This is a genomic window from Microbacterium faecale, assembly GCF_014640975.1.
Lineage (GTDB): Bacteria > Actinomycetota > Actinomycetes > Actinomycetales > Microbacteriaceae > Microbacterium > Microbacterium faecale.
On the sequence record NZ_BMHO01000001.1, the window covers coordinates 1,072,444 to 1,086,137 of the forward strand.

The window sequence follows — 13,694 nt, forward strand, 5'->3', positions numbered from 1 at the left end:
CTAGCCCTGCGCGCGAAGCTGCGTGGCGCACTTCCATGTCTGACTAGGGTCGGCCCGACGCGCCGTCAGCGCGGTCTGTGATGGCCCGACGCGCAGGCGTGTTCTCGGTCCGCCTGATTCGCCGCGGGAGGTGTCGAGTTTGCCGCGCGAGGCGCCGAGGCGGACAATAGCGAAGTGGCAGACAACTTCCAAGACGCCGTGTACGCGGAATGGGTGCGGCGGTCGGCGACCGACGGCATCGAGGTCTCAATCGTCCTCCCCCTATACAACGCAGAAGGTGGCACGCTTGGCCTGCGCCTCGAAGCACTGACGGCCGTCAACGATAATCAGGAAGTCGTGATCGTTGACGATGGATCAACGGATGGGACGCTCCAGCAAGTCCTTGAGGCCACCGGGCATCTCAGAAATGTCGTGATCTTATCGAGTCCTCGCAACGGCGGCGTGGCGCGGGCACGGAATGCTGCCGTGGCGACCGCCCGCGGCGCGTATGTGTGGTTCGTGGATTGGGATGACGAATGGACGTCGGAGGCTGCACGCAGGATGCTCGAAATCGCGCGCCAATCCGACGCGGATGTAGTCATTTGCAATGCGCATCTTCGTGAAGGTGACTCCGCCACGTCTGTCGTTGATGGACTCGCTTCTCGACTGTCGATGACTGGGCCGGATGCATTGACGCGTCTACTTGACGGCGAGATATTCGGTTACCTTTGGTCGAAGCTGATTCGCCGTGCATTGCTTGGCACTGACCCGTTCCCATCGATGCAGTTTCAGTCAGACCTCGGAGGGCTTGTACCGGTATTGGCACGCGCGAAGGTCGTCGAGGCGATACCGGACGTGCTTTACACACACGTCGCGCGTGAAGGGTCCGTGAGTAGGTCGGTAAGCACCGACGTCACTTGTAAATTCGAGTGTCGCGACATTGTTGAGCGGACGGTCGCAACGCTCGAGGAAGGCGCGAGTGGGCCGACGCGGGAGAAATTACAGCGGTGGGTGTATCGCCGGGTCTACCTCGGATCCGTGAACACGGCTGTCCGGCTCGGACAGGATAGAGCGTCGATGGCACTAGTTATCACCCGGGTAAAGGATGCGGTCAGGTGGCGTGATCTCTTCCGCCACCTGAAGAATGATCCCACCACGGCCGTGAAGCTGCTCGCTGTGAAGGCGCTCGGTCGCCATTACGGTGATCTCACCCGCCGAGTGCGCAACCTCAAAAACAGCCCGAGGCCCCTCCCGGCCGCAGATGATGACGGTCGGACGTTAAGGATCATGCATGTGGCCCCGCCGAGGGCCGACACCACGTCGTATGTGGATTTGATCTCGGACTCCGGCGTCGAGCACACTACATTCAATTGGTGGCGCGCGCTTAGACTCGAGATGGATGTGCTCAACGTGCATTGGCCGGAACGCCTGATTAGAGGGCGGACCGCCGTACATCGGATCGGAAAACGACTGGCGGCGCGCGTCCTTTTCGTCCGACTACGCCGTTCAAAGGTCGCCACCGTGCGCACGTTACACAATATCGCTCCACATGAGAGCGGGCCGCGCGGCGAGCAGCGACTCCTCGCGCACATCGACCGTGAGACGGATGCCTTCGTGGCACTCAATCGGTGGACCCCGGTGCCTGGCGACGCCGACCGAACTGTGATCGCGCACCCTCATTATCGTCGTGAGCTAGGGGAGCGGAGCTCAGAACCGGCCGTCGCAGGGCGCATCCTATATTTTGGGCTCATTCGTGACTACAAGGGTGTTGACAACTTACTCGATGCTTTTTCGAGAGTCGACGACGCAAGCTACGCCTTGCGCATCGTTGGATCGCCTGTCCCCAAATGGCGTGCGATTATCGACGATGCTGTGGCAGAGTCTCCGCGAATATCATGCAAGTTGGAATATGTTTCCGATGATGAGCTCGCACTCGAGATCCAGCGCGCGTCGCTAGTCGTTTTTCCGTACCGTAAAATGCATAATTCGGGAGCCGCGCTTGCGGCATTGTCGCTAGGGCGACCGGTGCTTGTGCCAAACAACGAAGTAAATCGTGATCTTGCTGAAGAAGTCGGTGAGTCCTGGGTGCAGAGATTTGACGACGAACTGAACGCGCACGACATCGAACAGGCGCTCAAACAGGCCGCGCCGTTGCTTGATTCCGACGCCGTACCGAACCTTTCTCGGCGGAGCCCTGGGGATGTTTCGAAGCGCTATGTTGAGGTGTATCGCCACGCGATCACCATGAAATCGATGCCACCCCAGTAACGACTGATGCACTGGGGGCGAGGTGCGCGCACTTGTCGGCGGGGACCTTTGTGGCGGTATGTCGACGTGTGCCCGCCCATCGTGTCCTGATCGGCGCGCTGCGTTCGCTACTCGAGAGCATCATCGGACGTCAATCCTGGCGCGATACCGATTTCATTGAGCTTCGCGTAAAGCAACGGCGACAGTGAGTACGCGTACGCCTCGGAGAGGTGTATGGCGTCGCGCTTCATGAGGGTGTCGCCAGCGAACGCGGGACAGACGTTATCTACGCAGAACCAATCGAGCGTGTCGATGAAGACGCGGTTCGTATGGTTTTCGAGTTGATCAGACTGCAACGAGGACGCTTTGATCCAGAACTCCGGGACCGGAGCCGCGCAGTCTGATGGGCTGCTCCCAGGCGTGCGACATACTGCGATGTCCTTGGTCTTTGGAGGTGACGCCAATACGACGTAAGTCCCCACCGAGTCCGCGACGAGATCAATAATGGCACTGTGCGCTCCCACGCGCTGTTCGGGTAGCGTCGCGTAGCCAGCCTTTCCGGCAGGTTCTTGGAAGAAGTCGCGGTACATCGAACTGTCGATCACGACGGCCGGTTCTATGCGATTGATCGTCTTGATGACCTCTTGTTTGTGCTCTTCACACCCCGGGGCGTCCGCTGTTGTGAGGCCTTCAACGAACGGGCAAGCTGCAAGCACTAGCGAGACAACTTCCCAGCCGGCGCGATCGTAAATCGCGCGAATCGTTGGCAAATATGCCGCGGCTGTCGAGTGCCCAACAACGATTACGGTACGTGTGGGGTCGCTCGGAGTGATCGCGTCGCAATCCTTCGCGACGCTGCGTGAAGCATCCGATTCACAGCCGTAGAGGTCGGCGGTGGCAGGCCGCTCCTCGACTACAGCGGTTTCGGGCGGCGTGAACTCTGGCCAAGTATCAGTATTGCTCGCGCCAGCAAGGCTACGTTGCAATTGCTCATGCGTCGTCTCCGGAAGTGGACCCGACAAATGGTCCGTCTGTGATGAGCCATTGACTGACGCTGAACTAAGTGCGAAGCCGACCAAGGTTAAGACGAGGCCTCCAGCGACAGTTGTGCCTCCGATCGAGACGATCTGTGTCCGGCGACGCGGAATGACGTTTGGCTCGAGCCACGCGGAGCGTCGAATGGGGTTCTCGACGAAATGGTAGGAGGCGACTGCACCCGCCGCGGTGATGGCGAGCGCGAGTGCATAGTAGCGCTTGGCGCCGGGTTGGAATATTTGTCCAGCGAATATGATCGCTGGGAAGTGCCACAAATAGAGGCTGTAGGAAATGTCTCCGACGTAGCGTGAGACAGGGTTCGTTAGCGGCCAGAGGAATCGCGTCTGGTTGGTCCCGCTTCCTGCGATGATGACGAGAGCGGTCGAGAGGACGGGAAGCGCTGCAGCTGGAGCTGGAAAAGTTGACGCTCCAGTGATCACCAACGTGCTCACGATGATGCCCGCGATGCCAAACCAAGCTAGAAGTGGGCGTAACACATCGGGAATGCGCCTGAAGGCGGAAGTCGTGCACGCCAGCAGAGCACCAACGCCCATTTCCCAGGCGCGAGAGAAGGTAGAGAAGTAGGCGACCGTCGGGTTCGCAGATGATTCGTATAGCGCCCATGCGAACGACGCTGCAGTGAGAATCGCGATTGCAACGAAGACCGAACGTCGAGCAGCTCGTTTGACCGCCGGCGCGCCCTTGAGACGACGTCCGACGATCCAGAAGATAAGCAACATCAGCCACGGCCAGACGAGGTAGAACTGTTCTTCGACGGCGAGCGACCAGTAGTGCTGCAGCGGCGAGACCGCATTGTCTGCGGCGAAGTAGTCGGTCCCCGCGACCGCAAAATTCCAGTTTGCGGCGAAGAACGTGGCCCACACGCCGTCGTCGACGGTGCGGGCGAAGCGAACTGTCGAGAATGTGAAGTAGGCGGCAATGACGGTCGCGAACACCACCAGGAGTGCTGCCGGCATGATGCGCTTGATGCGGCGGCGGTAAAAGCCCCAGAACGAGATCGTGCCTGAACGATCCCATTCGCGAAGCAGTAAGCCTGTGATGAGGTAGCCCGAGATGACGAAGAAGACATCGACGCCGACGAAACCGCCGCTGGGCCAGCGAAAGAGGTGGTCCGCAATTACCACGCCGACGGCGAGCATCCGCAGCCCTTGGATGTCCAAACGAGGTGCAGCTCGGGTTCTGGGCGCAGGCATCTTCCCACCTACTGCGGTCACTTGGCTCCCCCTCTAGTCAACGATCGCCCGGCCCAGAATACGTCAACGCTCCACCACACATCCTGCTCGAGCGTGGCGGACGCTGCGCGGGGATGGTACGTCTCATCGAGCGGGCAATCAGGGGCCGACGGACGATAGAACGCGCTCCACCGCGGTTGCGGTGGTCGCCCAGTCATACGAACCAGACGGCGGCTCGACCCGTTGCGGGTCGCTCAGTGCGCCATTCATGACCGAGGCCCATTCGTCAGCGTCGTGTGAGCCTTGAACGGCAGTACCGCGCGCGCCGACCGTCTCTGCGACTGCCGCACATCCCTGCCAGAACAGCACCGGCGTTCCGCTCATCACGCTTTCGAGTGCGGGGAGCCCGAACCCTTCGAGAATCGACGGCATGACGGTCGCCGCCGCACCGCGGTATTGACGCGCCAGTTCAGGATCGGTCATCTCCGGAAGTAGTTCGACACGGTCGGCGATATTTAGGTCAGAGCAACGCCGGAGTACTTCCGCATGCTCGGATGCAGGTACCAACATTCGCATGCGAGCGTTCGGGAGCAATGACATCGCTTCGAGCGCCACGCAGATGTTCTTATGCGCACGCAGATTTCCAACGTAAAGCAGATACGGCGTGCTCGATTCGATTGGGCTCATCTCGACGCTGAACGCGGCGGACGCCCCGAGGCCGGCATTCACGATGTCGACAGACGGATCGTTCAACCAGGTTGCGATTGCTTGGCGCGAAGTTTCAGACACGGTGATTACAACACCGTTGCGCTTCACTATCGGTTTCAAGACGGCGTTATAGTACGCCAGATATTTCGCACGTCCGGGCCATGGAGCCTGCAGGTGGATGAGATCGTGGATCGTTATAACTTGGCGCTTGGCGCGTAGGAATGCGTTGTAACCAGGTGAGTAGATAATGCCGTTCGGGACTCGACTCAATGCCCCTGTGGATGCCGCGGGGGAACCCTTGAGGTCGAGCGGGCGCCACTGCAAGGTGAGTCGTGAACTTACTTCACGCGCGTAGCGCCCGATCCCGTGGCGCCCTTCCCACCGCGTGTCGACCCACAGGTCCATTAACGTCCCTCCCTCAGAATGCGGCGGCGCCATGCCTCCGGGAGCATAAACACAACGCGCGCAGGCGTACGCACAACGAGTGCATGGGTGCCGACCGAAGCTGCCGTGATCGCAAGTGTGATGGCGACGGGAGCGAGCGCGTGCACGATCCCGTTGTCGAGCGCTCCGAGCCACCACGTGGGAAACATCGTCAGGAGCTCGAGGAGCGGAACGTGCATGACGTAGATCGGAAGAGTGCGGCGTCCCGTCCACGCGAGTGCGCGCCCCAAGCCGGGCACCTTCGTGAGCGCGAGCGCCAAGACCATGACGATGACGGCGCCCGAGATGTCTCGCGGAACGGTCAGGATATTGCCGACGTTGCCATCGACACCGAACTTTGCAATGAATGCCACTCCGGTGAACACCGCGACAGCGATACCTGCCGCGCGAACCGGACGGTGGGACACCTCTCCGCGGAATCTGGAAGCAGCGTAGACGCCGACTGCGAAGAACACGAAGTATCGAAGAACGTTCCGGTACTGGTCGCCGCCGTCGCCTGGCAGATAGAACGACATCACTGAGATCGTGCCGAGCACGATCAGTACGGCGGCGGGAGATACCTTGTGAACGGCGGCCAGTACGACCGTCCAGATCGCCAAAGCCATGACGTACCACAGCACGCTCGTCGGCAATATGAGCTGGTCAACGAACGCCCGCGCGCCTTGATACGGGGTTCCTGCTCCGAGCGGTCCGAGCCACATTGACCAGCCCACGCCAACAGCGATCAACAGGAAGACCAACAGCCAGACGACGTAGATCCAATAAGACAGCGCGGCCGAGGCGCGAACCGATCTGTCTGACCACCCGGCGCGAATCCGCCGTGCTAGCAGCATGCCGCTCAGGAGCGACAGCGCAGGCATGCGGAACGGCGTCATCGCATCGACGACCTGGCGCCAGACGACGTCGACCTGCGTGTGCTCCACGACGACGAGCAGCGAAATCGTCGTGTGCATGACAACGACGGCGAGTACACACAGTGCGCGGGCCGCGTCGATCCACTGAACCCGCGCGCGTACGTCGCCGTGAAGAATCTCCGTGCTCACGTGTGTCTCGCTACGAACTCACGGATGCGGCGGTCGAAGACGTCACTTCCGAAATCGCGCGCGCGGTCTCGGCACGCATCGGCGCTGCAGCCGACCGCGGTATCGACGGCGGCGCGGAGCTCGGCATCGTCGGACCAGTCGTGTACGTGCGCGCCGGTCACACCGTCGACGACGGACTCGACGGCTCCGCCCGTTGCATTGACGAGAACTGGCGTTCCCGCCGCCATCGCCTCAACGGGGATGATGCCGAAGTCTTCGATCGGCGCGAAGACCAGCGCCATGGCACGTCGCAGGATGGCCGAAAGGAGCTGGTCGGATGGATTGATCGCGAAGTGCACCATGCCCGGATGCACACGCTCGCCGTACGCACGCAACTCGGATTCCCCATCTCCGCCGCCAGCCAGTACGACGGGCAAGCCCGCGACGCGGCCCGCATCGATCGCGGCGTCCAGTCGCTTGTACGGCACGAACCTCGAGAAGCCGAGGATGAACTCCGACGGCAGTTGAGCGAGGCGTTCCTCGTCATCGGCGGAGAGGACCGGTTTGGCGAAGATCCGCTCGACATCGACGTTCGGATAGATGACCTCGGCCTCGCGCTCCCACGCGTCGGAGATCCGCTGTGCGATGTATTCGCTGTTCGCCGCGAGCGCGACGGGCTCCTGGGCGCGCCGGCGGTCCAACGGCTTCAGCGCGCGGGATGCGAGGCGCGCTGGAAGACTGGCGCCACGCACGTCCAGCTCGGGCACCCAGATGTACCGGGCGGGGGTGTGCGCGTACACGAGCTTCGGCGCATCACGGGCGGCGCCTTTGAATCGTGCGTGGTGTGCGAAGAGGTGTGTGCTTGTCAGAACCCAGTCGGCGTCGCGACGGGGGAGGTTCCGCCAGACGGCCGACATGAACGGCAGTGCGAGGGCCTTACGCCCCTTGAGCGGCGTTCGCGCGAGCACCGTCTCGTGGATCGGACGAAGCCGGTCCGACTCGTTCCAAAGGCACCATCTTTCGGCATCGGGAAACGCTCGCGCAATCGCTTCGAAGACGTTCTCCGAGCCGCCCGCAGGGGAGAGCCATTCATGGACGATGATGCCGGACACTGCTACCCACAACCTGGCGCATCGATCTTGGTGGGAACCTTCTCAATCATCGGTGTGTGCCTGATCGCCAGCGGTCCGTAATCTTCATCGGCTGGGGCGGAAAATGTGACTTCGACGGTGTGCGTGCTCGACGGCTCACTCTCGAAATTGATCAGCACGGCGGCTCTTCCGAGGTCGGTCGTGCCGGCCTGCGGCACGAAGTCCTGCCCGTCGACCTTCGCAGAGACGTAGCTGCTACCCACTGGGCCGTAAAAAACGAGATTCGTCGATTTAATTCCCTTGGGGAAATAGCGGCCCGTTGACACGTACTGGGGAAGCTCTGCGACCTCTCCCGCATCGAGGTTGTAGTTGTACGTAGCGCTAGTGGTGAAGGTCGCGTCGTCGTCAGCTTCGCAGACATCACTTGTGACGTTGACGCTCATGTCTGTGTAATAGTCGAGTTTGCCTTCGGTGTTGTCATTGACGAAGACACCAAGCGCTGTGGTCTCGGCATTGTTAGCCTCAAAGAGTGGGCCGTTGAAGCGGGTCCCCGCGACCGCCTTCGCTTCCGTCGGGTCGGTGGGCGCGTAAAGAATACGGCCTTCCTGGAACCCCTTCACAAGCTGTGGTGCAAGAGCGGTAATGCCACCATCAGCGTTGGTAACGGCGTTGAAGATTGCTGCTGCCGAGTCCGTGAAAAAATCGTCCTGCTGACGAGCAGACTCTTCCGTCCCACCAGGAAAACGCCAATAAACGCGGCTGAGCAATTGGTCGACGACGTTCCCGGGTTTGAGCGTTTCTCCGCTCGTCACCTCCACTGGGCCAGTGGCTTTGAGGAGGTGGCTCAAGAGAATCGGGTCGATCGCGAGGACCGAGGCGCCCGGATCGCCGAGCGTTTCCGACCAGAAAGCGCGCGCCAGGTGAGCGGTCTGCGCGAAGTCCGGCGTCATGGTTGTGTCCTGGATGAACTTCCCGACGCGGTCCGTGTACAAAGCCTCGGTCCAGGGGTTCAGTGGCACGATCGGGCTGTCTCGTCTCGTGTTGACGTCGAACCGGCTTGCCTGCTGCGTGATGCTCATCCGACCGTTGTCGAATGTCAGCATGAGCATGTTCCCCGGGTTGCCGCCTAGCGTGCGCATCTCGGCTGTGTTCTGCACGAGCACGAGATAATCGCGCGGTTCATCGGCTCCGAGCATCGTTGGTAGTTGCGGGGAGAGAATCGCCCCCCGTCGCAGCATTTCGGCTGCGGTATCAACTGTCTCGAGCACCTGGTTGACGGGGCCCTCTAGCGGCGAGATGAGCGCGGTCGTATCGATGTTTTCTGCGATGAGGCGTATCCGGGCTTCTTGTGCCGCAGGTGCCACTTGTTCGACCTTGGTCCCCAACTTCGCGACGGCGTCGACGTCGAGAGCGCCATCGATGGGCCCAATTGAGCTGAAGTCGAATTCGAGCAATGGTGCGGCGACATCATTGACAAGCTCGTCCGCGGCGGCAGCGAGCAGTCGCACCGCGCGGAGGTCATCCCCAATAAACGGAAGGACCTCGCTCGCGCGCCAGACCGGATGCGCCGTTGCGATGTGCGCGTTGCGTGCAGACGATTGCATGTTCTCGGCGTGTTCGGCGACCTTCTCTTGGTCTCCGAAGTTTTTGGCGAGCTGGCGTGCATTCGCAGTCAATGAGTCCACCGAAGACTTCGCGACGAAAGCACTCACGCCCATCACGACGATGCAGAAAGCAATGACCGCAACGGCGGACCACAGTGTCGGTTTGAGCCGCGGACGTCGTTTCCACCACGGACGTGTGGCGGCGTCATTTCCGTACCTCTGCATCCGCATATTCTAGGCTGTCGTCGTTCGTGTAGCCTGCACGGACCCGCCGTGCGAGAACCGGCGATACCTCGTCGTGCGCAAATTCTGTGCGGTATGCTCTGTGCCTGTACGTGAGGGCGAATACGGGGAGGCCAGCGCTTGTCGAGCGGTACGACGCATGGTCCGATGGCGGAAGGGACCGTCAGCGGTGTCGTCGAAGCTGTGTCGGCAGGGACGTCGCGCGCGTCGACGGCCGATTTCCCAGCGGTCGTGCGAACCGCGACCGGCTCGGTGCCCTCGGGGCGCGCGGTCCCGAACGGCGCGCGAAACTGGCGTGCGCGATACGCGCGGGCTCTTCGGATCACGGACTTCGTCATCATCGTTGGGGTGGTTTTCGGTACCCAGCTTGGGTGGCTCGGTTTTCATACGCAGGTCGCGATGCCCGTGCAGACCTGGCCGGGTGTCTCGTCCTACACCGCGCTCTCGTGCTTGATCGTCCTCAGTTGGCTTCTCGCGCTAGCCGTCGCGGACACGCGATCCGCTCGCGTCATCGGCGTCGGACCGGTCGAGTATCAGCGCGTTTTCAACAGCAGCGTCATGCTGTTCGGTCTTATCGCCATCGCGGCATTCCTCCTCCAGGTTGAAGCTTCCCGAGGCTATCTACTTATTGCACTGCCAGCGGGCGTGCTGCTGTTGTTGCTCGGACGGTACCTCTGGCGCGTCTGGTTGCGCGCAAAGCGGAGGAAAGGCGAATACAGCGCGCGGGTTCTGCTTGTCGGCTCCGAGAGGTCGGTGAAGCACACCGCTGACGAGTTGCGACGCAGCCGTTCGGCGGGATATATCGTTGCGGGTGCGTGCATCCCGGCGCATCGGTCGGCTGAGGTTCTGGACGGCTCGGACATCCCAGTTATGGGTGGCGTGAGCTCGGTCGAGAGCGCGTTGAAACTGACTGGCGCCGACACAGTCGTGATCACGAGCACCGACGAGCTTGGCCCCACGCGCGTGAAACAGATCTCCTGGACGCTTGAAGCGGGGAAACAACACCTCGTGCTCGCGCCCAGCATCACCGACATCGCTGGCCCACGCATCCACACCCGTCCGGTCGCCGGACTCCCACTCATGCATGTGGAGACGCCGCGTTTTTCGCCAGCGCAACGTTTCGTGAAGCGGATGATGGATATTTTCGGGTCACTCTTCATGCTTCTGCTCCTCAGCCCCGCCTTCCTGGTGATATCTCTGCTCGTCCTGTTTACGCCGGGCCGCCCTGTCATCTATAAGCAGGCGCGCATAGGCCGCCACGGCCGCGAGTTCCGCATGTGGAAGTTCAGGTCGATGATCCCCGATGCCGAAGGCATGTTGCAGTCGTTGCTCGATGCCCAGGACCACGGCAATCGCGTGCAATTCAAGATGAAGAATGACCCGCGCATCACGCCGATCGGACGGGTCTTGCGCAAATACTCACTCGACGAACTGCCGCAGCTCTTCAACGTGCTTGGCGGCTCCATGAGTCTCGTTGGTCCGCGCCCGCCGATTCAGCGCGAGGTCGAGCAATACGATGACCACGTGCATCGCCGCTTCCTCGTCAAACCCGGCATCACGGGGCTCTGGCAGGTTTCGGGCCGTTCATCGCTGTCGTGGGACGACAGCGTGCGCCTCGACCTCTCGTATGTCGAGAACTGGAGCGTCATGAGTGATCTCGTGATCCTGTTCAAGACGTTCAAGGCGGCGCTGGTGCCGGGAGACACCACGGGCTGACTCGCGACACCGACGCATCCGACCTAGGATCGCGGGATGCCCGCAACCCGACGTCTCGACTGGATCGACGTTGTCCGCGGCAGCGCCGTATTGCTGGTCATCCTCGTGCACGTGATGCAGCGCACGGAGCTGTTCACGGGGCACGAGTTCACGCGACTCGGCACGGCATCGATCATCGTCACGCCGCTGCGACTGCCCGCGATGTTCCTCCTTTCGGGCCTGTTCGTGCCGCGCTCGCTCGCGAAGGGGTCCGCCACGCATGTCGCCGGAAAGCTGCGGCGCATCGCGTGGCCGTACCTGCTCTGGTCCGTGCTGTTGATCGTCGTCTTCGACCTCGATCAGCGCCTCACCGGCTTCGGTTTCGGCTGGGAGGTGTTCTGGCGCATCTTCTACACCCCGATCGAGCACCTCTGGTTCCTCGCCTACCTGCTGCTGTACTTCCTTCTCGCGATGCTGATGCGATGGATCCCGGCCCCGCATCTCCTCCTCGCCGTGATTGCCGTCGCCGCACTGCCGGTCGAGGGGGAGTGGACGCGATTCTGGGGGCATGCGGCCTTCTTCTTCGCCGGTGTCGTGCTCGCCGGGCATCGCGATGCACTCGACCGCGCGATCGGACGCTTCTGGCCATCACTCGCCCTGCTGATCACCGCGGTCGCCCTGTCGACGGGCCACGCCACGCGGATTCTCGTCCTCCCCGAAGCGCCGTGGAACCTGCCGATCGTGTTGATGTTCATCGTGGGGCTCGCGGGTGTCGTGCGTCCCCTCGCTTCGACGCCGGCGTTCGCACCGTTGCGTTACGTCGGCGTGCAGTCGATCGTGTTCTACATCGTGCACTGGCCCGTCGCTTCGCTCTCTGCTCAGGCGTTGGCGACTACCGGCCTCGATCCCTGGCCCGTGTTCGGCGGCGCACTGGTGGCGGCGCTCGTCGTTCCGTGGGCGATCGCCTGGGCCGCCTCGCGCTCGAAGCCGATCGACGCGGCCTTCGTGTGGCCGGTGTTCACCCGGAAGTGAACGGCCCGCAAGCCCGAGCCCGTTACTCCGCGCGCAGGTACTCCTCGAGCGACGCCTCGTGGTCGGCGGGGGAGAACCCTGCGGCCTCGAGCTTCGACAGGTCGAGCACGCTGTTGGCGGGGCGCGGCGCGATGCCCTCCTTGCCCGCGAAGTAGTCCGCCGTTGACACCGGCGACACCCGCTCGGGAGAGTGCCCGGTCAGCTCGAACACGCGTCGCGCGATCTCGAACCACGAGCGCGGCTGGCCGGATCCGGTGAGGTTGTACGTGCCGAACGGTGCGCCCATGTCGAGCAGGTGGCGCACGCCGCGCGCGATCTCGCTCGTGAACGTCAGCCGGCCCACCTGGTCGTCAACGACCTGCGGATCCACGCGCCGGCCTGCGAGCGACGCCATCGTGCGCACGAAGTTGCCGCCGTCGCCGATCACCCACGACGTGCGCAGGATGTAGTGCCGTGGCGCGGTCGCCGCGGCGACGTCGCCGGCGGCCTTCGACTGCCCGTACACACCGACCGGCGAGAACGCGTCGGTCTCCCGATACGGCGCGGTCGCGGATCCGTCGAACACGTAGTCGCTCGAGACGTGCACCAGCGTGATGCCGTTCGCGGCCGCAACGCGGGCGAGGGATCCGACCGCCGTCGCGTTCGCGGCCCATGCGGCGGCCCGATCCGTCTCGGCCGCGTCGACCGCGGTGTAGGCCGCGGCGTTGACGATCGCTCCGTAGTCGCGCCACCGTCGCGCCGAGGCGAGATCGGCGGTGAGATCGAGGTCTGCGCGCGTGGCGTATTCCGCCCAGGGCATGTCCGCGAACTCGTCGCGCAATGCGCGTCCGAGCTGCCCGCTCGCACCGAGCACGAGGACCTTCTTCGGAGCGATCGGCGTGACGTCCGCCAGTCGCGGGTGCTGCCGATCCTTCTGGCTCAGCTCGGCGTCCTCGAGCGCGATGGGCCAGTCGATCGCGACGGTCTCGTCGGCGAGGTTGAGGAACGAATACGAAGCGTCGGGGGACCAGTGGTCGTTGACGAGGTAGGTGTACGCCGTCGCATCTTCGAGCACCTGGAACGCGTTGCCGACGCCGCGCGGCACGAAGATCGCCGTCGACGGATCGATCTCGGCTGTGAACACGCGCCCGAAGCCGTCGCCCGCGCGCAGGTCGACCCAGGCTCCGAAGATGCGGCCGGTCGCGACCGACACCCACTTGTCCCAGGGCTCGGCGTGGATCCCTCTCGTCGTGCCAGCGGATCCGTTGAACGAGATGTTGTTCTGCACCGGGCCGAAGTCGGGCAGGCCCAGCGCCGCCATCTTCTCGCGCTGCCAGTTCTCCTTGAACCAGCCCCGGTTGTCGCCGTGCACGTCGAGATCGAACAGCAGCATCCCCGCGATGGGGGTCTCGTGCACCTGCA

The 13,694-nt window shown here is 62.7% G+C and carries 9 protein-coding genes; 3 read left to right on the forward strand and 6 right to left on the reverse strand.

Annotated elements, in window-relative coordinates; all coding sequences use genetic code 11:
- The first annotated feature begins 174 nt into the window (after window positions 1-174).
- A complete protein-coding gene (locus IEW87_RS04870; protein WP_188711154.1) occupies window positions 175-2,247 on the forward strand; it encodes a glycosyltransferase in 2,073 nt (690 codons plus the stop codon).
- 107 nt (window positions 2,248-2,354) lie between these two features.
- On the opposite strand, the gene IEW87_RS04875 is transcribed toward IEW87_RS04870, so the two are convergent.
- The 5 genes from IEW87_RS04875 to IEW87_RS04895 all read right to left on the reverse strand — a co-directional run bounded on the left by IEW87_RS04875 (window position 2,355) and on the right by IEW87_RS04895 (window position 9,548).
- Window positions 2,355-4,475: an acyltransferase family protein gene (locus IEW87_RS04875; RefSeq protein WP_268234605.1), complete on the reverse strand. Its 2,121-nt coding sequence runs from the start codon at window positions 4,473-4,475 to the stop codon at window positions 2,355-2,357.
- Between the two features lie 138 nt (window positions 4,476-4,613).
- Window positions 4,614-5,567, reverse strand: coding sequence for a glycosyltransferase family 4 protein (locus IEW87_RS04880; RefSeq protein WP_229730961.1), 954 nt, complete (start codon window positions 5,565-5,567; stop codon window positions 4,614-4,616).
- Window positions 5,567-6,649 (reverse strand): acyltransferase family protein, encoded by a 1,083-nt coding sequence (locus IEW87_RS04885; RefSeq protein WP_188711157.1) that lies wholly within the window; start codon window positions 6,647-6,649, stop codon window positions 5,567-5,569. The genes IEW87_RS04880 and IEW87_RS04885 overlap by 1 nt, the downstream gene beginning before the upstream one ends.
- On the reverse strand, window positions 6,646-7,740 hold the full coding sequence (locus IEW87_RS04890; protein WP_188711158.1) for a glycosyltransferase: 1,095 nt from the start codon (window positions 7,738-7,740) through the stop codon (window positions 6,646-6,648). The genes IEW87_RS04885 and IEW87_RS04890 overlap by 4 nt, the downstream gene beginning before the upstream one ends.
- A 2-nt stretch (window positions 7,741-7,742) precedes the next feature.
- Window positions 7,743-9,548 (reverse strand): DUF4012 domain-containing protein, encoded by a 1,806-nt coding sequence (locus IEW87_RS04895; protein WP_188711159.1) that lies wholly within the window; start codon window positions 9,546-9,548, stop codon window positions 7,743-7,745.
- Window positions 9,549-9,713: 165 nt separating this feature from the next.
- Between IEW87_RS04895 and IEW87_RS04900 the strand changes: the two genes are divergently transcribed.
- The gene (locus IEW87_RS04900) at window positions 9,714-11,282 is read left to right on the forward strand and encodes a sugar transferase (protein ID WP_188711160.1); all 1,569 of its coding nucleotides are present in this window, start codon (window positions 9,714-9,716) and stop codon (window positions 11,280-11,282) included.
- A 36-nt stretch (window positions 11,283-11,318) separates the two neighbouring features.
- Window positions 11,319-12,293 (forward strand): acyltransferase family protein, encoded by a 975-nt coding sequence (locus IEW87_RS04905; protein ID WP_188711161.1) that lies wholly within the window; start codon window positions 11,319-11,321, stop codon window positions 12,291-12,293.
- A 22-nt stretch (window positions 12,294-12,315) separates the two neighbouring features.
- Here IEW87_RS04905 and rfbD read toward each other — a convergent pair whose 3' ends face one another.
- Window positions 12,316-13,689 carry a dTDP-4-dehydrorhamnose reductase gene (gene rfbD / locus IEW87_RS04910; RefSeq protein ID WP_373285090.1) on the reverse strand — a complete coding sequence of 458 codons (1,374 nt, stop codon included), beginning with the start codon at window positions 13,687-13,689 and terminating at the stop codon, window positions 12,316-12,318.
- Window positions 13,690-13,694: the final 5 nt, after the last annotated feature.

What these genes read in the sequence shown, in the direction of transcription:
- IEW87_RS04875 (WP_268234605.1), bottom strand. Translation starts at nt 4,475, where the DNA reads ATGCCTGCGCCCAGAACCCGAGCTGCACCTCGTTTGGACATCCAAGGG.
- IEW87_RS04880 (WP_229730961.1), bottom strand. Translation starts at nt 5,567, where the DNA reads ATGGACCTGTGGGTCGACACGCGGTGGGAAGGGCGCCACGGGATCGGG.
- IEW87_RS04895 (WP_188711159.1), bottom strand. Translation starts at nt 9,548, where the DNA reads ATGCAGAGGTACGGAAATGACGCCGCCACACGTCCGTGGTGGAAACGA.
- IEW87_RS04900 (WP_188711160.1), top strand. Translation starts at nt 9,714, where the DNA reads ATGGCGGAAGGGACCGTCAGCGGTGTCGTCGAAGCTGTGTCGGCAGGG.
- IEW87_RS04905 (WP_188711161.1), top strand. Translation starts at nt 11,319, where the DNA reads ATGCCCGCAACCCGACGTCTCGACTGGATCGACGTTGTCCGCGGCAGC.